The 24,266-nt window shown below is 69.2% G+C and carries 23 protein-coding genes; 14 read left to right on the forward strand and 9 right to left on the reverse strand.

Going from position 1 to position 24,266, the window contains the following annotated elements; translation table 11 throughout:
* The first annotated feature begins 112 nt into the window (after positions 1-112).
* Entirely contained in the window at positions 113-1,057 is a 945-nt protein-coding gene (locus tag PJ250_RS05165) for a DegV family protein (protein ID WP_271647482.1), read from the forward strand.
* A 62-nt stretch (positions 1,058-1,119) separates the two neighbouring features.
* Complete coding sequence (locus PJ250_RS05170) at positions 1,120-1,455, forward strand: hypothetical protein (RefSeq protein WP_271647483.1); 336 nt, start codon at positions 1,120-1,122, stop codon at positions 1,453-1,455.
* Positions 1,456-1,507: 52 nt separating this feature from the next.
* Here the strand turns inward: PJ250_RS05170 and PJ250_RS05175 are convergent, their stop codons facing one another.
* Entirely contained in the window at positions 1,508-2,428 is a 921-nt protein-coding gene (locus tag PJ250_RS05175; RefSeq protein ID WP_271647484.1) for a DMT family transporter, read from the reverse strand.
* A gap of 101 nt (positions 2,429-2,529) precedes the next feature.
* Between PJ250_RS05175 and PJ250_RS05180 the strand changes: the two genes are divergently transcribed.
* Both PJ250_RS05180 and PJ250_RS05185 read left to right on the forward strand, forming a co-directional pair.
* Complete coding sequence (locus PJ250_RS05180) at positions 2,530-3,933, forward strand: aminotransferase-like domain-containing protein (protein WP_271647485.1); 1,404 nt, start codon at positions 2,530-2,532, stop codon at positions 3,931-3,933.
* Positions 3,934-3,952: 19 nt separating this feature from the next.
* The gene (locus PJ250_RS05185) at positions 3,953-4,633 is read left to right on the forward strand and encodes a Dph6-related ATP pyrophosphatase (RefSeq protein WP_271647486.1); all 681 of its coding nucleotides are present in this window, start codon (positions 3,953-3,955) and stop codon (positions 4,631-4,633) included.
* Positions 4,634-4,682: 49 nt separating this feature from the next.
* Here PJ250_RS05185 and fghA read toward each other — a convergent pair whose 3' ends face one another.
* From fghA to PJ250_RS05205, 4 genes are all read right to left on the reverse strand, one after another.
* The gene (gene fghA / locus PJ250_RS05190; RefSeq protein WP_271647487.1) at positions 4,683-5,513 is read right to left on the reverse strand and encodes an S-formylglutathione hydrolase; all 831 of its coding nucleotides are present in this window, start codon (positions 5,511-5,513) and stop codon (positions 4,683-4,685) included.
* Positions 5,514-5,571: 58 nt separating this feature from the next.
* Complete coding sequence (gfa, locus tag PJ250_RS05195) at positions 5,572-6,147, reverse strand: S-(hydroxymethyl)glutathione synthase (protein WP_271647488.1); 576 nt, start codon at positions 6,145-6,147, stop codon at positions 5,572-5,574.
* Positions 6,148-6,218: 71 nt separating this feature from the next.
* The gene (locus PJ250_RS05200) at positions 6,219-7,328 is read right to left on the reverse strand and encodes an S-(hydroxymethyl)glutathione dehydrogenase/class III alcohol dehydrogenase (protein ID WP_271647489.1); all 1,110 of its coding nucleotides are present in this window, start codon (positions 7,326-7,328) and stop codon (positions 6,219-6,221) included.
* 64 nt (positions 7,329-7,392) lie between these two features.
* Positions 7,393-7,668, reverse strand: coding sequence for a metal/formaldehyde-sensitive transcriptional repressor (locus PJ250_RS05205; protein ID WP_271647490.1), 276 nt, complete (start codon positions 7,666-7,668; stop codon positions 7,393-7,395).
* Between the two features lie 272 nt (positions 7,669-7,940).
* Between PJ250_RS05205 and PJ250_RS05210 the strand changes: the two genes are divergently transcribed.
* Both PJ250_RS05210 and PJ250_RS05215 read left to right on the forward strand, forming a co-directional pair.
* Positions 7,941-8,654 (forward strand): response regulator, encoded by a 714-nt coding sequence (locus PJ250_RS05210; RefSeq protein WP_271648536.1) that lies wholly within the window; start codon positions 7,941-7,943, stop codon positions 8,652-8,654.
* A 50-nt stretch (positions 8,655-8,704) separates the two neighbouring features.
* A complete protein-coding gene (locus PJ250_RS05215) occupies positions 8,705-10,189 on the forward strand; it encodes an ATP-binding protein (RefSeq protein WP_271647491.1) in 1,485 nt (494 codons plus the stop codon).
* A 37-nt stretch (positions 10,190-10,226) separates the two neighbouring features.
* On the opposite strand, the gene PJ250_RS05220 is transcribed toward PJ250_RS05215, so the two are convergent.
* Positions 10,227-11,591 carry a glutamate--cysteine ligase gene (locus PJ250_RS05220; protein ID WP_271647492.1) on the reverse strand — a complete coding sequence of 455 codons (1,365 nt, stop codon included), beginning with the start codon at positions 11,589-11,591 and terminating at the stop codon, positions 10,227-10,229.
* 267 nt (positions 11,592-11,858) lie between these two features.
* On the opposite strand from PJ250_RS05220, the gene PJ250_RS05225 reads away from it, so the two are divergent.
* The gene (locus PJ250_RS05225; RefSeq protein ID WP_271647494.1) at positions 11,859-12,551 is read left to right on the forward strand and encodes a VIT1/CCC1 transporter family protein; all 693 of its coding nucleotides are present in this window, start codon (positions 11,859-11,861) and stop codon (positions 12,549-12,551) included.
* A 4-nt stretch (positions 12,552-12,555) separates the two neighbouring features.
* On the opposite strand, the gene yihA is transcribed toward PJ250_RS05225, so the two are convergent.
* Entirely contained in the window at positions 12,556-13,197 is a 642-nt protein-coding gene (yihA, locus tag PJ250_RS05230; RefSeq protein WP_271647495.1) for a ribosome biogenesis GTP-binding protein YihA/YsxC, read from the reverse strand.
* 220 nt (positions 13,198-13,417) lie between these two features.
* On the opposite strand from yihA, the gene PJ250_RS05235 reads away from it, so the two are divergent.
* The 6 genes from PJ250_RS05235 (at position 13,418) to PJ250_RS05260 (ending at position 20,081) form a co-directional block, all read left to right on the forward strand.
* Entirely contained in the window at positions 13,418-14,266 is an 849-nt protein-coding gene (locus PJ250_RS05235; RefSeq protein ID WP_271647496.1) for a c-type cytochrome, read from the forward strand.
* 130 nt (positions 14,267-14,396) lie between these two features.
* A complete protein-coding gene (locus tag PJ250_RS05240; RefSeq protein ID WP_271647498.1) occupies positions 14,397-15,038 on the forward strand; it encodes a thiol:disulfide interchange protein DsbA/DsbL in 642 nt (213 codons plus the stop codon).
* Positions 15,039-15,117: 79 nt separating this feature from the next.
* Positions 15,118-15,927: a thiol:disulfide interchange protein DsbA/DsbL gene (locus PJ250_RS05245; RefSeq protein WP_271647499.1), complete on the forward strand. Its 810-nt coding sequence runs from the start codon at positions 15,118-15,120 to the stop codon at positions 15,925-15,927.
* Positions 15,928-15,945: 18 nt separating this feature from the next.
* Complete coding sequence (locus tag PJ250_RS05250) at positions 15,946-16,713, forward strand: endonuclease/exonuclease/phosphatase family protein (RefSeq protein WP_271647500.1); 768 nt, start codon at positions 15,946-15,948, stop codon at positions 16,711-16,713.
* A gap of 141 nt (positions 16,714-16,854) precedes the next feature.
* Positions 16,855-18,822, forward strand: coding sequence for a transglycosylase SLT domain-containing protein (locus PJ250_RS05255; protein ID WP_271647501.1), 1,968 nt, complete (start codon positions 16,855-16,857; stop codon positions 18,820-18,822).
* Between the two features lie 32 nt (positions 18,823-18,854).
* On the forward strand, positions 18,855-20,081 hold the full coding sequence (locus PJ250_RS05260; RefSeq protein ID WP_271647502.1) for a multifunctional CCA addition/repair protein: 1,227 nt from the start codon (positions 18,855-18,857) through the stop codon (positions 20,079-20,081).
* Positions 20,082-20,096: 15 nt separating this feature from the next.
* Here PJ250_RS05260 and PJ250_RS05265 read toward each other — a convergent pair whose 3' ends face one another.
* Positions 20,097-20,999, reverse strand: a complete 903-nt coding sequence (locus PJ250_RS05265) for a LysR family transcriptional regulator (RefSeq protein ID WP_271647503.1) — start codon at positions 20,997-20,999, stop codon at positions 20,097-20,099.
* A gap of 86 nt (positions 21,000-21,085) precedes the next feature.
* On the opposite strand from PJ250_RS05265, the gene PJ250_RS05270 reads away from it, so the two are divergent.
* A complete protein-coding gene (locus PJ250_RS05270; RefSeq protein ID WP_271647504.1) occupies positions 21,086-22,138 on the forward strand; it encodes a YeiH family protein in 1,053 nt (350 codons plus the stop codon).
* Positions 22,139-23,173: 1,035 nt separating this feature from the next.
* Here PJ250_RS05270 and PJ250_RS05275 read toward each other — a convergent pair.
* Entirely contained in the window at positions 23,174-24,205 is a 1,032-nt protein-coding gene (locus PJ250_RS05275) for a sialidase family protein (protein WP_271648537.1), read from the reverse strand.
* Between the last annotated feature and the right edge of the window lie 61 nt (positions 24,206-24,266).

A 24,266-nucleotide genomic window follows, 5' to 3' on the forward strand; every position in this document is an offset into this window, starting at 1 on the left:
CAATACCGTCCTGGCAGGGTCACGCTGCGCTGCGGTTCGACGCGGCGCGGCGGCCGTGGTACACAGCGCCGCGCATCCAGGCGAGACGCCATGCAAGAGGGGGAACGAACGCATGCGGATTGGAATCGTGGTGGACTCGGCCTGCGACCTGCCGGCCGACTTCATCGAGCAACACAACATCGTGGTCTTGCCCATCACCGTGCGCATCGGCGAGGCGGTGCTGGCCGACCATCGCGACGAGGAGGCCACGCTCGAATTCCTGCGTGCCCACGTGGCCGAGCGCGGCCATGAAGCCGAGACCACGCCGTTTTCGGTCAACCAGATCCGAGACCTGTTCCTGCAGCGGCTGGTGATGGACTACGACCATGTGTTCTGCCTGACCATCTCCAAGCTGCGCAGCCAGATCCACGACAACGCGATGCAGGCCAGCTTCGCGATCCTCAACGACTACAAGCCGATCCGGCAGGCGGCCGGGCACAGCTCGCCGTTCGCGCTGCGGGTGATCGACACGCTCAACCTGTTCGCCGGCCAGGGCATCACCGCAATCGAAGCGGTGCGCCTGCGCGAGGCCAACGAGAGCGTGGCCACCATCCGCACCCGCCTGGAATCGCTGGCCGAGAACACCTACGGCTACATGATTCCGCGCGACCTGTACTACCTCCGCGCCCGCGCCCGCAGCAAGGGCGACCGCAGCGTGGGCCTGATCGGCGCGGCGCTGGGCAGCGCGTTGGACATCAAGCCGGTGCTGCGGGCATACCGTGGCGTCACCGAGCCGGTGGCCAAGCTCAAGGGCTTCGAGCCCTCTGCGCAGAAGCTGTTCGAGTTCACCGGCAAGCAGGTGCGTGCCGGCCTGCTCACGCCGGTGGTCAACATCGGCTATGGCGGCGAGCTGTCCGAGCTGCGGGCCCTGCCCGGCTACACGCAGCTGCGCCAGGTCTGCAGCGAGCATGGCGTGCAGGTGACCGAATCGGTGATGAGCCTGACCGGCATGGTCAACGTGGGCAAGGGCGCGCTGGGCGTGGGTTTCGCCGCGCAACCGCATACGTTCTCGACATGAACACGGCGCGCTGACGGGGCTGCGGCTAGTTTGGCCCCTTCAAGACCGGTTGGAGGACACCCATGCCCCGTTTCTACATTGCCCTGCCCGATCCCGCCCAGGCGCGTGGCCCGGAGCCGGCCTTCAGCTTCAGCGAGTCCAGTGCCGAGGGCCTGGCCCAGCAGCTGCAGGATGCCTTGCGCACCGATGGCCTGTTCTCGCGCTGGCGTGCGGCGCAGGACGAGCCCGACGAGGTCGATCCGGCGCTGGGCGCGGTCGATCCGGCCGCACGCGTGACCGGGCAGGTCGACGACCTGCATATCGACCTGGTCGCCGAGACCAGCATCCCTGGCGAGGTCCTCAAGCATCGCCTGCGCCTGTTGGCCGGCAGCGGCTGGCAGCTGCGCGACGTGCGCTGAGCAGCGGCTCCACGATGTAGGGGAAGGCCGCGCCTGGCGCGGCCTTTTGCCGTCAGAAGGTCGCGTCCAGCGGCGCGGCACGTCGCGGCCAAAGGCGCCATTTCAGATTGACGCCCAGCGTGCCGACCACGATCAGGATCAGGCCCGCCAGCTGCACCGCGTCCAGGCGATGGCCGTAGAGCGCGTAGTCCAGCACCAGCGTCACCAGCGGATAGACGAAGGCCACCACCGCGATCGTCGCCACCGGCAGGTGCCGGTAGGATGAATAGAACAGCACGTAAACGATGCCGCTGTGGATCACGCCCAGGCCGACCAGCCAGAACCAGTGCGGGCCCGGATGCAGCGCGGCGGGCGAGGCGAATGCGCCGAGCATCAAGGTGCCAACACAGCATTGCACCGTGACCACGGCGAACGGCCGCTGCCGGCCGACGCTGCGCGACATCAGCAGCGACGCGCCGCACAGCAGTGCCGCCAGCAAGGTCAGGCCGATACCGGACAGATAGCCGACATCGGCCTGGCGCAGCAGGCGCAATGGATCGGCCGAACCGATCACGCCAACGAAGGCCAGCGCGGTCCAGCCCCAGTCCGCCGGCCGCGTGCGTTCGCCCAGCAACAGCGCGGCCAGGATCAGCATCACGAACGGGAAGAAGTGATAGACCATCGTCGCCACGCCGATCGACGAGCGTGCCATCCCGGCGAACAGTGCCACCCAGTTGAGCACCAGCAGCACGCCGGAGATGACCGCGCCACGCAGCAGCGCGCGATCTTGCCACAGCCCGCGCAGGTGGCCGCGCGCCACGCCCCAGGCGATGAGGAACAGCGCGCCGAACAGGCAGCGATAGAACACGGCAGTCACCGGATCCTGGCCGCTCTCGTGGACGAATACGCCCACCGAGCCGATCAGCACCTCGCCCAACAGCAATTGCCATAGCGCAGCGCGCGACGCAGCGGGATCGGGGGCGGGAGAGGACATGGCGCTGGTTCCTGCGAAGGGAACCACAGGCTAGGTCGGGCCGCGCATGCAATACAGATTCAGTTATCCTGAAAGTGCACCGGTACAGATGCGGGAACGACATGCTGCTTTACGAGACCATCGCCACCGGCCTGCGCCGGCAGATCGCCCAGGGCACGCTGCGCGCCGGCGAGCGCTTGCCGTCGGTGCGCCAGCTCGCCCGGGCACACCAGATCAGCCCGGCCACGGCGGTACAGGCCTGCCTGCAGCTGGAGCGCGAAGGTCTGGTGCAGGCACGACCGCGCTCGGGCTACTTCGTCCATGCCGCGCCCTCTGCCGCCCCGATCGCATCGGCGCCACGCCGACGCGCGCCAGGCATGGTTGACAACCCTGCGCTGCAGGATCTGCTGGAGCTGCCCGAACGTCCCGGCCTGCTGCCCCTGCACGCGGCGGTCGCCGATGCATCGTTGTTGCCCCACGCCGCGTTGAGCGCGGCGCTGGCCCGCGTGCTGCGACGGCGTCCGACCGCGAGCTTCGACTACGCGCCACCGCAGGGCGACGCGGCGCTGCGCCGCCGGATCGCCCTGCGCTACGAACAGATCGGCACGCCGATGACGGCCGAGGAAGTCGTGGTCACCGCCGGGGCGATGGAGGCGATCAGCCTGGCGCTGCGTACGGTCACCGCGCCGGGCGACGTGGTGCTTGTCGAGACCCCGACCTACTACGGCATCCTGCAGGCAATCGCCGCGCTGCGCCTGAAGGTGCTGGAAGTCCCCAGCCGCCTGGGCAATGGCATCGACGTGGCGCGACTGGACCGCCTGCTGCAGCACACGCCAGTGCGCGCGGCGGTGCTGGTGCCGAATTTCAGCAATCCCACCGGCGGCCTGACCTCCGATGTGGACAAGGCGGCACTGGTGGCCAGCTGCGCGCGCCATGGCACGGTGGTGATCGAGGACGACATCTATGGCGAGCTGGCGTGGTCCGGGCAGCGCCCGTTGCCGCTGCGCCATTGGGACACCACCGGCAAGGTGATCACCTGCGGCTCGTTCTCCAAGACGCTGGCGCCAGGGTTGCGCGTAGGCTGGCTCGCCGGCGCGGGCTGGACCGATGCGCTGACGCGCGCCAAATACTTTTCCAGCTGCAGCAGCGCCAGCCTGCCGCAGCTGGCCGTGGCCGATTACCTCGCCCGCCACGGCCTGGAGCGGCATCTGCGAAAGCTGCGGCGCACGGTGGCCGACAACGGCCAGCGCATGCGCGACGCCATCGTCCGCCACTGGCCTGAGGGAACCCGTTGCAGTGCGCCCAGCGGTGGCCTGTCGCTGTGGCTGCAGCTGCCGCCGGGCGGCGACGGGCAGGCGCTGTTCGAAGCGGCGCTGGCCGACAACATCGGTATCTCGCCCGGCACCCTGTTCTCCAGCCGCGGCGACTACGGCGACTGCGTGCGCCTGAGCTGCGGCCTGCCCTGGGATGCGCGCCTGGAAGCCGCGCTGCGCCACCTGGGCACCCTGGCCAGCACCCAACTTTGAACGCAAGACGTGCGAATTCATGACTGACAAGACCCAACTCATCCTGGCCTGGAGTGGCGGCAAGGATTCGGCGTGGACGCTGCATGCGCTGCGCCAGCGCGATGACGTGGAGGTCGTCGCGCTGCTGACCACGATCACCGCCGAATACGACCGCGCCTCGATGCAGGGCGTGCGCCGGCAAGTCATCCGCGCGCAGGCCATTGCCGCCGGTCTGCCGCTGATCGAACAGGACATCGCCGCCGGCGGCGACAACGCCGGTTACGACGCCGCGATGGCCAACGCATTGCAGCGCGCCCAAGCGCGGTGGCCGGCGCTGCGCACCGCCGCGTTCGGCGATCTGTTTCTGCAGGACATTCGAGACTACCGCGTGCAGCGCCTCGGCGCGCTGGGCTGGGAGGTGGTGACGCCGCTGTTCGGCTTGGAGACCGCCGGCCTGGCGCGCACGATGCTGGCCGGCGGCCTGCGCGCCGGCCTGTGCTGCGTGGACACGACCCAACTGGACGCGGGCGTTGCCGGACACGATTTCGATCACGCGCTGCTGGAGGCCCTGCCCGCCTCGGTCGACCCCTGCGGCGAGCGCGGGGAGTTCCATACCTGCGTGTGGGACGGGCCGATGTTCAACGCACCGATCGCCCTGCGCCGCGGCCAGACGGTGCTGCGCGACGGACGTTTTGCCTATACCGACTGGCTGCTCGCCTGAGTGTCACCTCCACGCCCGCGCCCATGGCGCTCCGGCGTCGCTGGCCACCTCAGCCGCGCAGGGCGGCAGCGTGGTGGGCGATGTGCTCGCCGATGAAGCTGGCCATGAAGTAGTAGCTGTGGTCGTAGCCGGGCTGCATGCGCACCGTGACCGGGTAGCCGGCCTGCTCGGCGGCCTGCACGAACAGCTGCGGCTTGAGCTGGCCTTCCAGGAACTCATCGGCGTCGCCCTGGTCGATCAGCAGCGGCAGGTGCGGCGTGGAGGTCCTGACCAGTTCGGTGGCGTCGTAGGCCTTCCAGGCGGCGCGGTCCTCGCCCAGGTAGGCGGTGAAGGCCTTCTCGCCCCACGGCACCTGCGTGGGCGCCACGATCGGCGAGAACGCCGAGACGCTGCGGTAGCGCTGCGGGTTCTTCAGCGCGATCACCAACGCGCCGTGGCCGCCCATCGAGTGACCGGAGATCGAGCGCGCGTCGGTGGCCGGGAAATGCGCTTCGACCAGCGCCGGCAATTCCTCGACGATGTAGTCGTACATGCGGTAATGCGCTGCCCACGGCTGCTGGGTGGCGTTGACGTAGAAGCCGGCCCCCTTGCCCAGGTCGTAGCCGTCCGCATCGGCGACATCGTCGCCGCGCGGGCTGGTGTCGGGGGCGACGATGATCACGCCATGCTCGGCGGCGTAGCGCTGCGCGCCGGCCTTGGTGATGAAGTTCTGTTCGGTGCAGGTCAGCCCGCTGAGCCAGTACAGGACCGGCAGCTTGCCGGTGGTGGCCTGCGGCGGCAGGTAGACGGCGAAGTTCATCTCGCAGTCCAGCACCGCCGAGCGATGCCGATACACGTCCTGCCAACCGCCGTTGACGGCGCGGTGTTCGATGCGTTCCATGGGAATTCCTTGAAAAGGCGCGGCGGGCCGACGAGCGGCCCGCCACGCTTGGATTGCGCTACTGCAGCACGCCGCTGCGCTTGGCCACGTGGGTGGCGATGGCGTCCATCAACGGCGGGTTGAGGCAGTCGTAGGGTGGCAGCCCCAGCTCGCTGAGGCGGGCGCGCACATCGTCCATCTGCTCGGGCCGCGCACCGCCGCCCTCAATGATGGACGAGACGAACGCGGCAAAGCGCGGCTCCTCCCAGCCCGACTCGGGCGAGAGCTCCACGTGGATGAAGTCCAGCCCATAGAACGGGTGGTCCTTGTTCTCGATGCGGCCATACAGATGCGTACCGCAGGCCTTGCAGGCATGCCGCTGGATCGCCGCCTTTTCATCGACGATGGACAGCTTGCCTTCGTTGGCGGTGACGGCGAGCTTGTCGCGCGGCACCACGCCGACGACCGAGAACGCCGCTCCCTCGGGCTTCCAGCACTTGGTGCAGCCGCAGGCATGGTTGTGCGCGACATTGGAGTCGACCCTCACTTCGACCTTGTCGCTGCCGCACCTGCATTGCAGGGTGCCGCCACTGAAGCCTGCGGTTCCTTTCTTGACGCCTTGATCCACACTCGGATGTATCGATGGAGCGCTCATCTGCTTCCTCCCGTGGTACAGACAGAAAAACGTGCGGAAGGCTTCCGCACGCCCAAGCGCACGGCGATGGATCAGTAGGAAATCACCGTACGGATCGATTTGCCTTCGTGCATCAGGTCGAAGGCCTGGTTGATGTCATCCAGCGGCAGGGTGTGGGTCACGAACGGGGCCAGCTCGATCTCGCCCTTCATCGCATCCTCGACCATGCCCGGTAGCTGGGTGCGGCCCTTCACCCCACCGAAGGCCGTGCCCATCCACTTGCGCCCGGTCACCAGCTGGAACGGACGGGTGGAGATCTCCTGCCCCGCGCCGGCCACGCCGATGATCACGCTCTGGCCCCAGCCGCGGTGCGCGCATTCCAGCGCCGCGCGCATGACGTTGACGTTGCCGATGCATTCGAAGGTGTGGTCCACGCCCCAGGTCGTCATCTCCACGATGACCTGCTGGATCGGCTTGTCGTAGTCCTTCGGGTTGACGCAGTCGGTGGCGCCGAACTGCTTGGCCAGCTCGAACTTGGACGGGTTGGTGTCGATGGCGAAGATCCGCCCGGCCTTGGCCTGGCGCGCGCCCTGGATGACCGCTAGGCCGATGCCGCCCAGGCCGAACACGGCCACCGAGTCGCCTTCCTGCACCTTGGCGGTGTTGTGCACCGCGCCGATGCCGGTGGTCACCCCGCAGCCCAGCAGGCAGACCTGTTCGGGGTTGGCGTCCGGGTTGATCTTGGCCAGCGAGACCTCGGCCACCACGGTGTACTCGCTGAAAGTCGAGCAACCCATGTAGTGGTAGATCGGCTCGCCGTTGTAGGAAAAGCGCGTGGTGCCGTCGGGCATCACGCCCTTGCCCTGGGTGGCGCGCACCGAGGTGCACAGGTTGGTCTTGCCCGACTTGCAGAACAGGCACTGGCCGCACTCGGCGGTGTACAGCGGGATCACATGGTCACCCGGCTTGACGGAAGTGACGCCTTCGCCGACCTCGACCACGATGCCGGCGCCCTCGTGTCCCAGCACGGCGGGGAACAGCCCTTCCGGGTCATCGCCGCTCAGGGTGAAGGCATCGGTGTGGCACACACCGGTATGGGTGATCTTGACCAGCACCTCGCCGGCCTTGGGCGGGGCGACGTCGATCTCGACGATTTCCAGCGGCTTGCCGGGGCCGAACGCAACGGCGGCACGGGACTTCATGATGGCAACCTCCTCAAGGATGGCAAAGGGATGTGGGGGCGCAGGGCGGGCGTGGGGCGCGCCGTTACTTCAGGTAGGACCGCACCAGGCCGGTCATCTCGATGACCCGCGCTTCGCGCTGGGCCTCGTCGGCGGCGGGATGGTCGAAGGTCTCGCGGATATGGGCTTCCATCACCTCGGACATCAACCCGTTGACGGCGCCGCGGATGGCCGCGATCTGCTGCAGCACCGGGCCGCAGTCAGCCCCCGCTTCCAGGGCGCGCTCCAAGGCTTCGGCCTGCCCCCGGATACGGCGCAGCCGGGCGATGACCTTACGTTTCTCTTCAACGGAATGCGGCAAAGCGGCGGCCCTCGATACTCACCCCCAGTATACGACGCCCATACCCGCCCACAAGCCCAACCGCACGGGGACGCGGCCTGGCGCAAAAGCGCGCAAGCAGGTGCCCGGGTCGAGACCGAACCGGGCGGGTCGTTGCCACCCCGGCCCGGCCAAAGACGGCACACGCCCGCCTGTCTGACGGCGCAACCTCCATGTCGATACTTTGCCGTCTTGACAAACGCTGCCTACACTTGCGCGCTATCAATCCCGTCATGAACGCCATCCTCGCTGACATGGACCCTGAATTTCGCATCCTGGTCGTTGACGACGACCCGGATCTGCGCCGGCTCACCGTCGACTTCCTGATCGGCCACGGCTATCTCGTGGACGAGGCGGAGAGCGCCAAGGACATGTGGGAGATCCTGGAAAAGGGTCGCCCGGACCTGATCATCCTGGATGTGATGATGCCCGGCGAAGACGGCCTGAGCGTGGCGCGGCGGCTCAACTCCGGCAACGGGCCGGCCGTGCTGATGCTCAGCGCGCTGGGCAACGACACCGACCGCATCGTCGGCCTGGAAGTCGGCGCCGACGACTACCTGTCCAAGCCATGCAACCCGCGCGAGCTGCTGGCCCGCGTCCGTGCGCTGCTGCGCCGCCAGAAGGCCTTCGGCACGGCGCCTGAGGTGCGGGGCAGCCAGTACGAGTTCGGCGGCTGGCGCCTGGACGCGGTGCGCCGGGACCTGCGCGATCCCAGCGGGACCTATATCACCCTGTCCGACGGCGAGTTCTCGCTGCTGCGGACCTTCGTCGAGCACCCCCAGCGCGTGCTCAGCCGCGATCAGCTCCTGGACCTGGCCCGTGGCCGTGGCACCGAGGTCTTCGACCGCGCCATCGACAGCCAGGTCAGCCGCCTGCGCCGCAAGATCAATGGCCGCGGCCATGCCGAGCTGATCCGGACGGTCCGCAACGAAGGCTACATGCTGCTGCCAGCTGTCACACGTCTGTGATCCACGCGGCCGGAGGCCGCTCCGGCCGCTCGATCTTCTCCCGGACCTTCATGCTGCTTGCGGCAGCCTTGCTGCTGGCCCAGTGCATTGGGCTGGCGCTGCTGTTCATGCGTACGCCGGTCTACAACCCGCCGGTGCAACTGCCGGAAGTGGTCGCCCTGCTGTCCACGCGCATGCCGGCGTCGAGCAAGGACGTTTCGGTCAGCGACGAATCCACGCCCCCGGCCCCCACCGACCGGATGGGGGTGGAAGACCCGCGCATGCGCGCGGTGCTGGCCGACTGGATGGGCCAGCCCGTGGCGCAGGTCCATTTCTACCGGCCCAAGCTCCATGGCCTTGGCCAGGCGCCCCTGGACCAGCCGGAGATGGTGATTCCCCCACCGCTGCGCCATGGCCCGCCCTGGGCCAGGCGGACGCCACGCACCGAGCCGGACGGCGCGCCGTCCACGAGCACCCCGCGCGACGCCGCGCCCGCCCAGCCCGACCCGCCAGCGGACCTGACGGTCACCGATGCCCCAGTGACCCAGCCGGTGGGAACAGACAGCACCGAGGACGGCCGGGGCATGGCCTTCGGCCAACGTGACGTCCTGTCCGAAGGGTTCGTGGCGGCCGCACAGCAGACCGACGGTAGCTGGCGCGTGGTGCGCTACAACGGCCTGACCCTCTCCAATGTCTTCAAACTGCAGCTGGCGATCCTGTTCGCGCTGGGCCTGCTGCTCATGCTGCCGCTGGCGTGGTGGTTCTCACGGGCTTTGTCGGCTCCCATCCGGGAATTCGCCGCCGCCGCGGACCGACTGGGCCGCGACCCCGATGCGCCTCCGCTGGAGCGCCGCGGGCCGGCCGAGATCGTGCTGGCCACCGATTCGTTCAATGCCATGCAGGCCCGCCTGAGCCGGATGGTGGCCGAGCGCACGCACATGGTCGGCGCGATCGCCCACGACCTGCGCACGCCGTTGGCACGCCTGGCCTTCCGCCTCAACGACATCGATTCGCCGCTGCGCGAGCGCGCCACGGCCGACATCGACGAGATGAAGCACATGATCACCGTGGCCCTGGAGTTCCTGCGCGACCAGTCGCGCAGCGGTCCACGCGAACGCGTGGATTTCCAGGATCTGGTCGAGAGCGTGGTCGACGACGCCGCCGATATCGGACAGGACGTGGCCCTGGAACCCGGCGACAGCGCGATCCTGGACTGCGATCCCCTGGCGCTGCGGCGCGTGGTCGGCAACCTGATCGGCAACGCGGTGAAATACGGCAAGCGTGCCCGGGTGCGAGTCCGTCAGATCGACGGGCATGCGCGCCTGGAGATCGACGACGACGGCCCGGGCATCGATCCCAGGCTGGGCGACAAGCTGTTCATGCCGTTCTTTCGCGGCGAGAACTCACGCAACAAGGAAACCGGCGGGATCGGCCTGGGCCTGTCGGCTGCGCGCGCCATCGTCCTGGCCCATGGTGGCGAGATCGGCCTGACCAACCGCGAAGGCGGCGGCCTGCGCGCCTGGGTGACGCTGCCTCGGGCCAAGATCGAGCGCTGATCCAGCGTCTGCGCAAGCCCGACCCTCTGCGCAAGGCTCAGTAGGCGAACTCGCGGAACACCGGATCCACGCTGCCGCCCCACGCGCCGTGGAACAACGCCAGCTTGCGCTCGGCCGCGGTCTGGCCGGCGTCGGCGATCTCCACCAGCGCATCCAGGAAGCCCGACTCGTCGGCGCCCTGCGCGTTGTGGATCGCGCGCCGGCGCAGGCCGGCCTGGGCGATCTTGAGCGCCTCGATGGCCAGTTCGCGCACCGTCGCGCCACGGAAGGGCAGCTTCAGCGCCTGGCGCGGCACGCCGTCGCGCAGCGCGTGGCGCTCTTCCCGGGTGAAGTCCTTGACCAGGTCCCAGGCCGCATCGAGCGCGGCATCGTCGTAGAGCAGGCCCACCCAGAACGCCGGCAGCGCGCACAGGCGATTCCAGGGACCACCGTCGGCGCCGCGCATTTCCAGAAACTTCTTCATGCGCACCTCCGGGAAGGCGGTGGTCATGTGGTCCGACCAGTCGCGCAGCGTCGGCAGCGCCCCAGGCAGGGCCGGCAGCTTGCCCTTGAGGAAATCGCGGAAGCTCTGGCCCGAGGCATCGTGGTAGATGCCGTCTCGGTAGGAGAAGTACATCGGCACGTCGAGCAGGTAGTCGACGTAGCGCTCGAAGCCGAAGCCATCCTCGAACACGAAATCCAGCATGCCGGTGCGATCGGCGTCGGTGTCGGTCCAGATGTGCGAGCGGTAGCTCAGGTAGCCGTTGGGCTGGCCTTCGACGAACGGCGAATCGGCGAACAGCGCCGTGGCGATCGGTTGCAGCGCCAGCGAGACGCGGAACTTCTTCACCATGTCCGCCTCCGAGCCGTAGTCCAGGTTGACCTGCACCGTGCAGGTGCGGGTCATCATGTCCAGGCCGAGCTGGCCGACCTTGGGCATGTAGGACTTCATGATCTGGTAGCGGCCCTTGGGCATCCACGGCATCTGGTCGCGGCGCCACTTGGGCTGGAAGCCCATGCCCAGGAAACCCAGCTGCAGCTCGTCAGCGACCGTGCGCACCTCCTTGAGGTGGGTCCCGACTTCCACGCAGGTCTGGTGGATGGTTTCCAGCGCCGCGCCGGACAGTTCCAGCTGACCGGCAGGCTCCAATGTCACCGAGGCACCGTCGCGCAGCAGGGCGATGGTGCGGCCATTCTCTTCCACCGGCTCCCAGCCGAAGCGGGTCAGGCCGCGAAGAAGCGCCTCGATGCCGCGCTCGCCGTCGAACGCTGGCGGATGCAGGTCGTCGGTGCGGAAGCCGAACTTCTCGTGCTCGGTGCCGATGCGCCAGTCCGCGCGCGGGCGTGCGCCGGCGGCGGAATATTCCACCAGCTGCGACAGGTCGGTGATCGGCGTATCGGCAACGTGGCTGGGGCTGGACAAAGGGCGGCTCGCAATCGACGGTGGATGGGGTCGGGCGATCCGTGTCCGGCATGCACACCCTTCGCAAGGGCCGCACTATACCGGCCCGGCACCGCCAGATCGTTGCCCCTAGCCGGTTGCTGCATTCCATGGCCGGATGCAGCCGCGGTGGCGACGCCACGGCAGGCCAGCGATCGCATTCGGTTCGCATTCGCACCAGGGATCGCACTCCGCGATGCCGGCGCCAGAGCCGCTACGCTCCGACCCTCCGCCGCCGGCCCCTCCACGATGAAACAGACCCGCCACCATGAAACCCATCGCGCGCACCGCACCGGCTGGTTGCGCGCCGCGGTGCTGGGCGCCAACGACGGCGTCGTCTCGGTCGCCGGCCTGATGGTCGGGGTGGCCGCGGGGGGCGCCGGCGCGACCACGCTGCTGGCCACCGGCGTGGCCGGCCTGGTCGCGGGTGCGATGTCGATGGCCGCAGGCGAGTACGTGTCGGTCAGCACCCAGTCCGATACCGAGCGGGCCGACCTGGTGCTGGAAAAGCGCGAGCTGGACGAAGACCCCGCCAGCGAACTCGACGAGCTGGCCCGCATCTATGAGCAGCGGGGCCTGCAGCCGGCGCTGGCCCGGCAGGTCGCCCAGCAGTTGACCGAACACGATGCCCTGGGGGCCCATGCACGGGACGAACTGGGCATCACCGAGACCTTGCGCGCGCGTCCGGTCCAGGCGGCGGCCGCATCGGCCGCGGCGTTTGCCGCCGGGGCGATGCTGCCGCTGCTGGCCGCCATCGTGGTCGCCGACCACGCGCGCGTGGCCGTGGTCGTGGCGACCCTGGTCGCGCTGCTGGTCTCCGGCGGCCTGGCCGCGTGGGCTGGCGGCGCGCCGGTCCTGCGCGGCGCGCTGCGGGTGGCCTTCTGGGGCGCGCTGGCGATGGCCGCCGCGCACCTGATCGGGGGGCTGTTCCAGCTCGCCTGACGCCTCAGGCTTCCGGAGGCTCCGGGGCCACCGGCGCCGGCAGCAGCTCGAGCCACTGCTGGACCACGGTCCGCGCCTGGTCCACGCCCAGCTTGGACTCGGAGGAGAACACCTGGAGGCTGACGGTGTCGCCGAACGCCGAGGACAGCTCCTTCTTCACCGCGGCCATGGTCTGGGCCTGCTGGCCGCGCCCCAGCTTGTCAGCCTTGGTCAGCAATGCGTGCGCCGGCAGGCCGCGCTGGACCGCGTAGCCCAGCATCTGCCGGTCGTAGTCCTTGAGCGGATGGCGGATGTCCATCACCACCACCAGGCCGCGCAGGGCCTGGCGGGTGGCGAAGTACTGATCGATGAACGCCTGCCAGTGCGCCTGCAGGTCCATCGGCACCTTGGCATAGCCATAGCCGGGCAGGTCCACCAGGCAGCGCTCGGGCCTGACCTCGAAGAACACCAGCTGCTGGGTGCGCCCCGGCGTCTTGGACACGCGCGCCAGCGCGTTGTGGCCGGCCAGGGCGTTGAGGGCGCTGGACTTGCCGGCGTTCGAGCGCCCGGCGAAGGCCACTTCCAGCCCGGCATCGGGCGGAAGCTGGCGGGCGTTGTGGGCCGACAGCAGATAGTGCGCGGCGTTGAGATAGTTGGAGACGGCCATGCCCATAGGATCGCATGGGGATGCGCGCCGGTGAGCGATCCCATGCTGCACCGCGCCACGTTTTGCCGCGAACCGGACGCCAAAACGCTTCAACACGCCGAATCGGGCGCGGCGGCGGGCGGCGAAATTGACCGCCTGCGCGCGCCATGACGATAATCGGCCGGCTTCGCGTCGGCGCATGCCGGCGCGCGATCCAAAGGGAACCACGGAGCTCCAGCTAATGCGCCACGCTCGCGTCTTGGGACTGTCCTGTCTTGCCATTGCCGCGGCCGCCTGTGCCGCGTACGCCCAGACCAGCGTGACAGCGCTGCCTGACAACGCGCCAGTCCAGGCCCAGCCGCTGGAGATCAATCTGGCCAAGACCCACTGGGGCGATCCGCAAGCCGGCGCGGCCAAGGCCGCGCCCTGCGCGGCCTGCCACGGGGCCGACGGCAATCCGCCCACGCCGATGTACCCACGCCTGGCCGGCCAGGGCGAGCGCTACATCTCCCAGCAGCTGGCGCTGTTCGCCACCGGTCAGCGCACGTCTGGCATGGCGGCGGTGATGATGCCGTTCGCCCAGTCGCTCAGCCCGCAGGAGATGCGTGACGTCGGCGCCTATTTCGCCCAACAGAAGGCCGGGGCCGGCGTGGCCGACGACAGCGTCATCGCCGACGGTCCGTACAAGGGCGAGAAGTTCTACGAAGTCGGCCAGGCACTGTTCCGCGGGGGGGACGCCAAGCGCGGCATCCCGGCCTGCATGGCCTGCCACGGCCCCAGCGGCGCCGGCAATCCCGGCCCGCCGTATCCGCACATCGGCGGCCAGCCGCAGGACTACGTGGTCCGGCGCCTGCAGGAGTACCAGGCCGGCACCACCGCCTACAAGGATCCGGCCCACTTCCAGATCATGGCCCAGGTCGCCAAGCCCTTGACCGAGCAGGAAATCGCTTCGCTGGCCAGCTATATCCAGGGCCTGCATGACAGCGCGCTGGATGCGGCGGCGGCGGACGCGGGGACCGCGCCACCCTCGGCGTCCGCCCCGGCGCCCGCCGAGGCACCGGCCGCTGCGGAACCAACCCAGCAATCCTAGGGTCCAAGCCGCCGGCGACACGCCGGCTGTCACCCTCGTCACGCTCGACGCCGGCCCCACCATGGCCGGCGTCGTCGTTTTTCCCGGACAATCCCGTTCCCCACCCCGATCACGGAAGGACCCCTCCCGTATGAAGCCCCGCCTGCTGCTGTTGACCCTGCTCGCCCTGCTGCCCCTGGTGGCCTGCGCTTCGCCCACCCAGCCCGTCGAAGGCGAAGACTACGACGTGATCCCCGGCGGCAAGCCGTTCGCGCCGCTGACCGGCAAGCAGAAGGTCGAGGTGGCGGAGGTATTCGGCTATGTCTGCATCCATTGCGCGCATTTCGAGCCGGTCCTGGAAGCCTGGGAGAAGAAGCAGCCGGCCAGCGTGCGCGTCACCCCGGTGCCGGCCGCCTTCGGCGGTTACTGGATTCCCTACGCCAAGGCCTATTACGCCGCCCAGCAGATGGGCGTGCTCAAGCAGAGCCATGCGGCGATGTTCCGTGCGCTGCACGACACCGGCGAGCTGCCGATCCAGAACGCCGGCGATGAGGAGATCGGCCGCTTCTACGCCCAATACGGCGTCGACCCGGCCAAGTTCGCCGCCACGATGGAGTCGCCGCGGGTGACCCAGCAGCTGCAGCATGCCCGTGAATTCGGCATGGCCAGCGGCATCACCGGGACCCCGACCCTGGTCGTCAACGGCCGCTACCGGATCAAGGTCGCCAGCCCCGACGACGTCCTCAAGGTGGCCGACTACCTGATCCAGCGCGAGCTGGCCGCGGCCAAATAACATCCACATCTGAAATGAACACGCCGGTTGGCATCATGCCGACCGGTGCCCGTATCGACGATCCAGGAGTGTGTTGCACATGAAGACCCGTTTCGCCCTGGCCCTGGTGGCCCTGCTGCCCGTGCTGGCCGCCTGCTCCAAGTCCGAGTCCAACGCCGCGCCGACGACCGAAACCGCCGCGCCCGCAACCAGCGCCCCAGCGGCCGAACCGGCCACCTCGCAGCCGCCGGCCAGCAGCGCCCCGGCCACCGCCGAGGCCGCCGCACCGGACCAGCCCAACAACAACCCGATCGTGCCGCCGCAGGGCCCGGCCCCGGTCGAGGGCCAGGACTACACGGTCATCACCGATGGCCAGCCCTTCGAGCCGGCCGACGGCAAGGTGGAAGTGGTCGAGGCGTTCAACTACATCTGCCCGGCCTGCGCGCAGTTCGAGCCGCTGTTCAACCAGTGGAAGTCCAAGCAGCCGGCCGACGTGAGGGTGGTCTACGTGCCGGCACAGTTCCGTCCGGACTTCCGCGAGTACGCCAAGGTCTTCTACGCCGCCGAATCGCTGGGGATCGCCAAGCAGAGCCATGACGCCATGTTCCAGGCCATCCACGTCGAGCACGCCCTGCCGGGCGAGGGTGAACCCTTCGATGCGGACAAGGTCGCCCAGTGGTACACCAAGTACGGCGTGAGCGCCGAGCAGTTCAAGCAGGCCATGGGCAGCTTCGCGGTGGCCGGGCGGATGAGCAAGGCCAACCAGTTCATCCTGCGCGCGCAGATCGGCGGAACCCCGTCGGTGATCGTGGGCGGCAAGTACCTGATCAAGCAGAAGCCTTATCCGGAAGTGCTGCGCATCGCCGACCACCTGATCGCACGCGAGCGTCAGGCCGCCAAGGCGCAGTAAGGCCCACCGATGTCCGACGTGTCTGCCCCCCCGCGCCGGCTGAGGATGTTGAGCGCCAACATCCAGGCCGGCTCCAGCACCCGCCGCTACAGCGACTACTTCACCCGCAGCTGGTCGCACGCGTTACCGGTCGGCGCTAAGCGCACCAGCCTGGACGCGATCGCCCAGCTCGCCGGGGAGCATGACATCGTCGGTCTGCAGGAAGCCGACCCGGGCAGCCTGCGCTCGGGCTTCACCAACCAGACCCACTACGTGGCCGAGCAGGCGGGGTTCAAGCACTGGAGCCACCAGCCCAATCGCAACGTGGCCCGGGTGGCGGGCAGCGCCAATGGCCTGCTCAGCAAGCTGCAGCCGGTCAAGGTCGACATGCACCCCCTGCCCGGCCGCATCGCAGGGCGCGGGGTGCTGCTGGCGCACTTCGGCCATGGCGACGAAGGTCTGGTCGTGGCGGTCGCCCACCTGTCGCTGGGCAACGGCTCGCGACGGATGCAGCTGGCCTTCATCGCCGAGCTGCTGGCCAGCCATCCGCACGCGGTGCTGATGGGCGACTTCAACTGCGTGCCCGACGTGCCGGAGATGGAGCTGCTCTACAGCCGCACCCACCTGCGACCGCCGAGCTTCTGCGTGCCCACCTTTCCCAGCTGGAAGCCGGCGCGCGCCATCGACCACATCCTGGTCACCGACCACCTGGTGCACGAAAACGCGCGCGCGCTGCCGGCGGCCTTTTCCGACCATCTGGCGCTGGCCCTGGACATCGACGTCCCGGTCGCGGCGCTCAAGCAGTAGCGGCACGAGGAAGTCGCGCGAGCCGCCATGGCGGCACAATGGCCTGTGCCTGCGTCTTTCCGCACGTGCTGCGCCTGTCGGCTGCGGCCCGCGCCGGCATGCAAAAAAGCGATTCATGCGCGCCTGCTTATCATCGCCGGCATGATGCGCACCGCCTTGCTCTGCAGCTTCACCGCCCTGTTGGCCCTCGCGCCGATGGCCCATGCCCAGGACCTGGACGCCCAGCGCCCCCTGGTCCGCACCGCACTGGAGAACGCCCAGCGCGGCCAGGCCGACGACGCCCTGCGCAACCCCGCCCTGGCCGACAGCCCGCTGCGCGGCTGGATCGAATACGCCCAGCTGCGGCGCAACATCGACGATGTCGGGGTCGCCCAGGCGCAGGACTTCCTGCGCCGCTACGCCGGCCAGCCGGTGGCGGCCAGCTTCCGCAGCGCGTGGCTGCCGGCGCTGGCGCGGCAGAAGGATTGGAGCGACTTTCTTGCGGCCTGGCAGCCCACCGATAACCTGGCCCTGCGCTGTGCGCGCCTGCAGGCGCAGTGGGTGCTGGGACGCACCGATGCGAGCTGGGTCGAGGAGGCCCAGTCCATCTGGCGCGCGGGCAGCAGCTCGCTGCCCGATGGCTGCGACCCGGTCTTCGCCGCGCTCGACAGCCAGGGCAAGCTGACCGACGCCCTGCGCTGGGCGCGCATCGACGCAGCCGCCGCCGAAGGCCAGACCGGCGTGATGCGCTTTGCCGCCAGCGGGCTGCCGGCCAGCCAGCGCAGCCAGGCGGTGGCGTATGCCAGCTTCCTCGATGCACCCAGCGCGCAGGCCCTGTCCTGGGATCGCTCGGACCGCAGCCGTCAGATCGCCGCCAATGGCCTGGCGCAGCTGGCCCGCAAGGACCCCGATGCCGCCGAGCGCCTGCTGCCGCAGTACGTGCAGGCGCTCAAGCTCGACGACACCCAGCGCGGTCAGGTGCTGTACCAGATCGCGCTGTGGACGGTGGCCTCCTACCTGCCCGATTCTGCGCGACGACTGGCCGCAGTGCCGGCATCGGCCTACGACGAACGCCTGCACGAATGGCAGGTGCGCGAAGCGCTGTCGCGCGGCGACTGGCCCGCGGCGCTGGCCGCCATCCGCGCGATGCCGGCCAGTCAGCGCCAGGACCCGCGCTGGTCGTATTTCGAAGCGCGCATGCTGGACAAGACCGGTCTGCCCGACGACGCGCGCCCGTTCTACGCGCGCGCCGCACGCAGCGCGACCTACCACGGCTTCCTGGCGGCCGATCACCTGGGCCAGGCCTATGCGCTGTGCCCGGTCATCCCGCACGACAGCGCACAGGCCCGGGCAGCCGTGGCCCGCGACCCGGCGCTGATCCGCGCCATGGAGCTGTGGAAGCTGGACCAGCCCGCCTGGGCGGTGGCCGAATGGAAGGACGCCCTGACCCGCTTCAACGACGACCAGCGCCGCATGGCGGTGGAGGTCGCACAGGACAACGGCTGGTTCGATCGGGCGGTGTTCTCGCTGGGCAAGCAGCCGGGCGAACTGCAGCTCTACACCCTGCGCTTTCCCCTGCACCACGACGCGACCATCCGCCGCGAGGCGAAGAAGAACGCGCTCGACCCGGCCTGGATCGCCGCCGAGATCCGCGCCGAGAGCATCTTCAACCCGGCCGCGCGCTCGCCGGCCAATGCCCGCGGGCTGATGCAGGTGCTGCCGGGCACCGGCGCGGCGGTGGCCAGCCGCCAGGCCATCGCCTACGACGGCGCCCCCAGCCTGTACGACGCGGACACCAACATCGCCATCGGCACGGCCTACCTGCGCGAGCTGCTAGACAAGTACGGCGCCCCCTACGTGACCATCGCCGCCTACAACGCCGGGCCCACGCCCACCGCGCGCTGGCAGTCGCAGCGGCCCGGCTTCGATCCGGACATCTGGATCGAGACCATCAGCTACAAGGAAACGCGCGAATACGTCGCGCGCGTGCTGGCCTTCAGCGTGATCTACGACTGGCGCCTCAACGACGATGCGCTGTCACTGAGCGAGCGCATGGCCGGCCGCCTGGACGGACGGCGCAAGGGCTTCACCTGCCCCGGCGCGACCTCGGCACAGAACGAGGAAGGCTGACGTTTCGCCCCACGCGGGCGATTATGGACGGCATGAAGACGTATCTGGTTGGCGGCGCGGTCCGCGATGCCCTGCTCGGCCTGCCCGCCGGTGATCGCGACTGGGTGGTGGTCGGCGCCACCCAGGCGCAGATGGAGGCGCAGGGCTTCCGCGCGGTGGGCAAGGACTTCCCGGTGTTCCTGCATCCGGACACCCAGGAAGAGCACGCGCTGGCGCGCACCGAGCGCAAGTCCGGGCGCGGCTATCGCGGCTTCGTGGTCGATGCCGACCCTTCGGTGACGCTGGAAGAGGACCTGCAGCGCCGCGACTTCACGCTCAATGCGATCGCCCGCGACGCCGATGGCACGCTGGTCGATCCCTACGGCGGGGCGCGCGACATCGCCGCACGCGTGCTGCGCCATGTCGGCCCGGCCTTCGTCGAAGATCCCCTGCGTGTGCTGCGCGCGGCGCGGTTCATGGCGCGCTTTGCGCCGTTGGGCTTCACCGTCGCCCCCGAAACACTGGCGCTGATGCGGCAGATGGCCGACAGCGGCGAGCTGGACACCTTGGTGCCCGAGCGGGTGTGGCAGGAGCTGCGTCGCGCGCTGGCCTCCAAGCAGCCCAGTGCGTTCCTGCGCACGCTGCACGAGGCAGGCGCGCTGCGCCACGTGCTGCCCGAAGTGGAGGCGCTGTACGGCGTGCCGCAGCGGGCCGAGTTCCATCCGGAGATCGACACCGGCGTGCACCAGGAACTGGTCAGCGACATGGCCGCGCACCTGGCCCCGGGCGACGATCTGATCGGCTTCGCCGCGCTCACGCATGACCTGGGCAAGGCGCTGACGCCGGCCGACGTGCTGCCACGCCACATCGGCCATGAGCGCGCCGGAATCAAACCGCTGCAGGCACTGGCCGCGCGGCTGAAGGTGCCGGCCGAACACCGCGACCTGGCGCTGATCGCCTGCCGCGAGCATCTCAACGTGCATCGCCTGGACGAACTGCGCGATGCCACCGTGCTCGAGCTGCTGACCCGCTGCGACGCCTTCCGCCGGCCTGCGCGCATCGCCCAGTTGGCGACGGTGTGCGAATGCGACAAGCGTGGCCGTGCCGGCAGCGCGCACGATGCCTATCCGCAGGGCGCGATGCTGCAGCGGCTCCATGCCGCCGCACTGTCGGTCAACGCGCGCGACCTGGTAGCCGAAGGCCTGCAGGGTCCGCAGATCGGGGAAGCGCTGCGCAAGGCCCGTGTCGCGGCGATCGGCGCGGCGCGGCGCGGCGGCTAGGGCGAACGCGCGCGCTCAGGCCGTTTCCAGCGCCTGCAGGAAGGCCTCCAGCGCCGGCGAGCGCGGGCGGTTGCCCAGCTCCAGGCGATAGAGCGGACGCTGCAGGGCCGGGCCGTCGGGTAGCCCCAGCGCGCGCAGTCGGCCATCGGCGATGAAATCGGCCACCACGGCGGCCGGAAGGATCGCCACCCCGGCGCCGGCCGCCACCGCGCGGGCGATGGCCTCGTTGCCGCCGATCTCCACGCTGCGTGCCGGGGTGATGCCGCGCGCAGCCAGCAGGTGTTCGGCGACCTCGCGCGTGCCCGAGCCGGGCTCACGCACCAGCCAGCACTGTGCTGCCAGCTGCTTGGCACTGGCCCGTCGCGCCTGTCCCAACGGTGCCTGCGCGGCGATCACCGCCTGCAGCGGCTCCTCGCGCCAGCGCGTGGCCACGATGCGCTCGTCGTGCGCCGGACCTTCGACAAACCCGGCATCGATGCGACAGTCGATCAGCGCAGCGACCACCTCCTCGGTGTTGCCGACCTCCAGGGCGCTGTCCAGCTGCGGCTGGCGCACCACATGCGCGGCGAAGGCCTCGGCCAGCCAGTACGCGGCCACCGTCGTGCTGGCCCCGATGCGCAGCCCGCCGCGGCGCAGCCCGACCCGTTCGCGCACCTCGTCCATGGCCGCCCGCTCCATCGCGAAGATGCCGCGCGCGTGGCGATACAGCGCCTGCCCGCCCTCGGTCAGGCGCACGCCGCGCCCGCCGGAGCGATCGATCAACGGCAGGTCGAGCTGGTGTTCCAGCTCGCGCAGGGCCTTGGACACCGCCGATTGGCTGACGAACAGCGCCTCGGCCGCGCGCGAGAAGCCGTTGTGTTCGACCACCGCGGCAAAGACGCGCAACAGATGCAGATTCAAGCCATGAGCTGGATTCATGGAATCGTGAGAATGATGTATTGGACGCATTCTAGGCCCGGGCGGAGGATGCCTGCATCCCTCCTTGCCTCAGCGCCAAGATCGCCATGTCCAGCACCGCCACCCATCCGCTCGCCAGCCCGATGCGCAGCCCCGGCTTCTGGCCGGGCCTGACCCTGGTCCTGGCCGTCGCCCTGGCCGGCATCGGCCTGTCCAAGCTGCCCTGGGCCCAGACCGCCGGCCTGAGCGCGCTGACCCTGGCCATCGTCATCGGTATCGTGCTGGGCAACACCGCCTTCCCGGCCATCGCACCCAGGACCGGGGCCGGCGTGGACTACGCCAAGGGCATGCTGCTGCGCGCGGGCATCGTGCTGTACGGCTTCCGGGTGACCTTCCAAGACGTGATGGGCGTGGGCCTGGCCGGATTGGTGATCGACCTGGTGGTGGTCTGCGGCGTGTTCTGCACGGCCACCTGGATCGGCACGCGGCTGCTGAAGATGGACCGCGAGACGGCGATGCTGATCGGCTCTGGCAGCGCGATCTGCGGTGCCGCCGCCGTGCTGGCCGCCGAGCCGGTGATCAAGGCGCAGGCACACAAGGTGTCCGTCGCGGTGGCCACGGTCGTGGTGTTCGGCACGCTGGGCATGTTCGTCTATCCGTGGATGTATCCGCATCTGGGGCTGGATGCGCATGCCTATGGCGTCTATGCCGGCTCGACCATCCACGAGGTCGCACAGGTAGTGGTGGCCGGGCGCTCGGTCAGCGACGAGGCAGGCGCCGCTGCGGTGATCGAGAAGATGCTGCGGGTCATGCTGCTGGCGCCGTTCCTGCTGATCCTGGGCGCGTGGCTCAAGCGCGGCGCGCAGACGGCGGCCGGCGCCGAGGCAACCAAGCTCACGATCCCGTGGTTCGCGATCCTGTTCGTGGTGGTGGCCGGCTTCAACTCGCTGCACCTGCTCTCCAAGCCGGTGCTCGATGCGATCCTGCTGCTGGATACGCTGCTGCTGGCCATGGCGATGGCCGCACTGGGCCTGCGCACCCACTGGGGCGCGATCAAACAGGCCGGCGCACGGCCGCTGCTGCTGGCCTTGATCCTGTGGGTGCTGCTGATGGGCGGCGGGTATCTGCTCAACATCGGGGTCGTGGCACTGCTGGGCTGAACCGCGCCAGCCTTTGTCCTTGAACTTAGCTGTTGCTGCTGTTGTTGCTGTCGTTGCTTTCGAGTTGTTGCCGTTGCCGTCAGCTTTTTGCCTTCCCTGTCTGAGCCGTAAAGCGAGCCGAGCATCGCAGGAAGGCAGGGCCGAAGAGTCGCCCTGTCTGAGCGAAGCGAGTTTGGGCGACGTGCCCTGACTTCCGAGAAGCGCAGGGAACCGCCGCGTAGCGGCGGCGAGTGTCCGGCGAGTAGCGGTTTTGCCTTCTTTTGTCGCCACAAAAGAAGGTCGCGCCCGAAGGGCGTGAAAGCTCTTGATCCTGTTTTCAGCTTCAGACTTTGGCTTGAGTTCGCCGAAACAAAATCCACGGCATCACGCCTGCGGCGCGCCAAGTGCAAGGCTTTCGCGCTTGCCGCGCGAGTGACTTTTGTCGCGGCAAAAGTCACCAAAACCGCTACTCGCCGGGACGCGATCCGCCGCTACGCGGCGGTTCCCTGCGCTTCTCGGAAGTCAGGGCACGTCGCCCAAACTCGCTACGCTCAAACAGGGCGACTCTTCGGCCCTGCCTTCCTGCGATGCTCGGCTCGCTTTACGGCTCAGACAAGTGAAGCAACTGCAACAGCAGAAACAACAGCAACAGCAACAGCAACAGCAAGTTCGAGCGTGCTGCCGACGCGGTCGCCTGGGACGCCCGCGCGACATCGGCCACCGACTGGGCGAGCTACACCCGCGCCAGTACCCACTCCGCGGACGCAGGGTTTGCTGGGCGACCAGCCAGGTGCGTCGATCGATCGCACCGACCTGTTGGCGGACCTGGTATAGGCGAGCCACGTCCTGCGCGGCCTTGTCCGACTTGGTCGCCGTAGCAAGCTGCGCAATGGAAGCGTACCGCGTCACCGTGCATGTCGCCGGCTTCGACTTACCGCAGGACCAGCGCGAGGCGATGTTCGTTCCGCTTGTGCGGCCGGATGCCTCGCATTCGCACCAAGGTGCTGAAGCGCTCGCAGCGGACCACAGGTCGCCCGACACGCACCGCTCGCCCGATCAGTCGGCCCGGTCCATCGACAGCTGCGCCGGATCCAGCACGACCTGCGCGATCGCGGTGCGCTTCCAGGTGTAGCTGATGTGCACTTTCCCATCGTGGGCCTGGATGACGGCCGGGTAGGAGAACTTCTCGCCGGGCGTGTTCTCCAGCGTGAGCACGCGGTGCCAATGCAGGCCATCGTCGGACAGCGCCACGGCCAGCACGCCGCGCCCATCCCACCAGTCCTTGCCGCTGGTGGTGGGGTTGTAGACCAGCAGCGAGCGCCCATCGGCCAGCTGCACCGCGTCGATGCCGGCGTTGGGGTTGTCCACGTCCAGCAGGGTCGGCGCGGTCCAGTGTGCGCCATGGTCGGAGGACCACAGGCTGGCGATGCGGTTCTGCTGGGTGCGTGCCAGCGCCTGCACGCGGCCGTCGGCATGCACCAGCAACGCGGGCTGGATCGCGCCGATCCGCACGGGATTGTTGAGCGGACCGGTGCGCTGCCAGTGCGCGCCGCCATCGTCGGACCATTCCATGTGCAGGCGCCAGCCATCGTCCTCGGTACTGGACGGGGCGAGGATGCGGCCGTCGGCCAGTTGCACCGGCTTGTCCTTGATCGGGCCAAGGATGCCCTCGGGCAGGCGTCGCGGTGCGGACCAATGAGCGCCATCGTCGGTGGAGGTGATGACCATGCCCCACCATTGGCGCGGATTGGGGCCGAGCTTGTAGTAGAGCTGCAGCGGGCCGTGGTCGGGCTGAAACAACACCGGGTTCCAGGCGGCGATCGGCTTGCCGTGCGCATCGACGCCGTCGGCCACGCGCACGGGCGTGGACCAGCCGCCCGTGTCACGGCGCGCCAGCCAGATGCCCACGTCCGTCGCGCCTTCGTGGTCACCGCCGAACCACGCGGCCAGCAGCACGCCGTCGCGGGTTTCCACCAGGGTGGAGGCGTGGCACTGCGGCGTGGGACAGACCAGGTGCGTGCGCGCCACGACGGCGCCGGGCGCCGGAGCGCGGGCCGCTGCCGCGCCCGCGGCGGCCAACCCCACCATCGCGCACAGCGCTGCACGCGGCCACAAGAATCTATCTGCAATCACTTGAATCCCTCATTCA

This window comes from Pseudoxanthomonas sp. JBR18, from assembly GCF_028198165.1.
GTDB lineage: Bacteria > Pseudomonadota > Gammaproteobacteria > Xanthomonadales > Xanthomonadaceae > Pseudoxanthomonas_A.

Excerpts from the sequence above, each read along its gene's own strand:
- PJ250_RS05165 (WP_271647482.1), top strand. The coding sequence starts at position 113 with ATGCGGATTGGAATCGTGGTGGACTCGGCCTGCGACCTGCCGGCCGAC.
- PJ250_RS05170 (WP_271647483.1), top strand. The coding sequence starts at position 1,120 with ATGCCCCGTTTCTACATTGCCCTGCCCGATCCCGCCCAGGCGCGTGGC.
- PJ250_RS05175 (WP_271647484.1), bottom strand. The coding sequence starts at position 2,428 with ATGTCCTCTCCCGCCCCCGATCCCGCTGCGTCGCGCGCTGCGCTATGG.
- PJ250_RS05180 (WP_271647485.1), top strand. The coding sequence starts at position 2,530 with ATGCTGCTTTACGAGACCATCGCCACCGGCCTGCGCCGGCAGATCGCC.
- PJ250_RS05185 (WP_271647486.1), top strand. The coding sequence starts at position 3,953 with ATGACTGACAAGACCCAACTCATCCTGGCCTGGAGTGGCGGCAAGGAT.
- fghA (WP_271647487.1), bottom strand. The coding sequence starts at position 5,513 with ATGGAACGCATCGAACACCGCGCCGTCAACGGCGGTTGGCAGGACGTG.
- gfa (WP_271647488.1), bottom strand. The coding sequence starts at position 6,147 with ATGAGCGCTCCATCGATACATCCGAGTGTGGATCAAGGCGTCAAGAAA.
- PJ250_RS05200 (WP_271647489.1), bottom strand. The coding sequence starts at position 7,328 with ATGAAGTCCCGTGCCGCCGTTGCGTTCGGCCCCGGCAAGCCGCTGGAA.
- PJ250_RS05210 (WP_271648536.1), top strand. The coding sequence starts at position 7,941 with ATGGACCCTGAATTTCGCATCCTGGTCGTTGACGACGACCCGGATCTG.
- PJ250_RS05215 (WP_271647491.1), top strand. The coding sequence starts at position 8,705 with ATGCTGCTTGCGGCAGCCTTGCTGCTGGCCCAGTGCATTGGGCTGGCG.
- PJ250_RS05225 (WP_271647494.1), top strand. The coding sequence starts at position 11,859 with ATGAAACAGACCCGCCACCATGAAACCCATCGCGCGCACCGCACCGGC.
- yihA (WP_271647495.1), bottom strand. The coding sequence starts at position 13,197 with ATGGCCGTCTCCAACTATCTCAACGCCGCGCACTATCTGCTGTCGGCC.
- PJ250_RS05235 (WP_271647496.1), top strand. The coding sequence starts at position 13,418 with ATGCGCCACGCTCGCGTCTTGGGACTGTCCTGTCTTGCCATTGCCGCG.
- PJ250_RS05240 (WP_271647498.1), top strand. The coding sequence starts at position 14,397 with ATGAAGCCCCGCCTGCTGCTGTTGACCCTGCTCGCCCTGCTGCCCCTG.
- PJ250_RS05245 (WP_271647499.1), top strand. The coding sequence starts at position 15,118 with ATGAAGACCCGTTTCGCCCTGGCCCTGGTGGCCCTGCTGCCCGTGCTG.
- PJ250_RS05255 (WP_271647501.1), top strand. The coding sequence starts at position 16,855 with ATGATGCGCACCGCCTTGCTCTGCAGCTTCACCGCCCTGTTGGCCCTC.
- PJ250_RS05260 (WP_271647502.1), top strand. The coding sequence starts at position 18,855 with ATGAAGACGTATCTGGTTGGCGGCGCGGTCCGCGATGCCCTGCTCGGC.
- PJ250_RS05265 (WP_271647503.1), bottom strand. The coding sequence starts at position 20,999 with ATGAATCCAGCTCATGGCTTGAATCTGCATCTGTTGCGCGTCTTTGCC.
- PJ250_RS05270 (WP_271647504.1), top strand. The coding sequence starts at position 21,086 with ATGTCCAGCACCGCCACCCATCCGCTCGCCAGCCCGATGCGCAGCCCC.
- PJ250_RS05275 (WP_271648537.1), bottom strand. The coding sequence starts at position 24,205 with ATGGTGGGGTTGGCCGCCGCGGGCGCGGCAGCGGCCCGCGCTCCGGCG.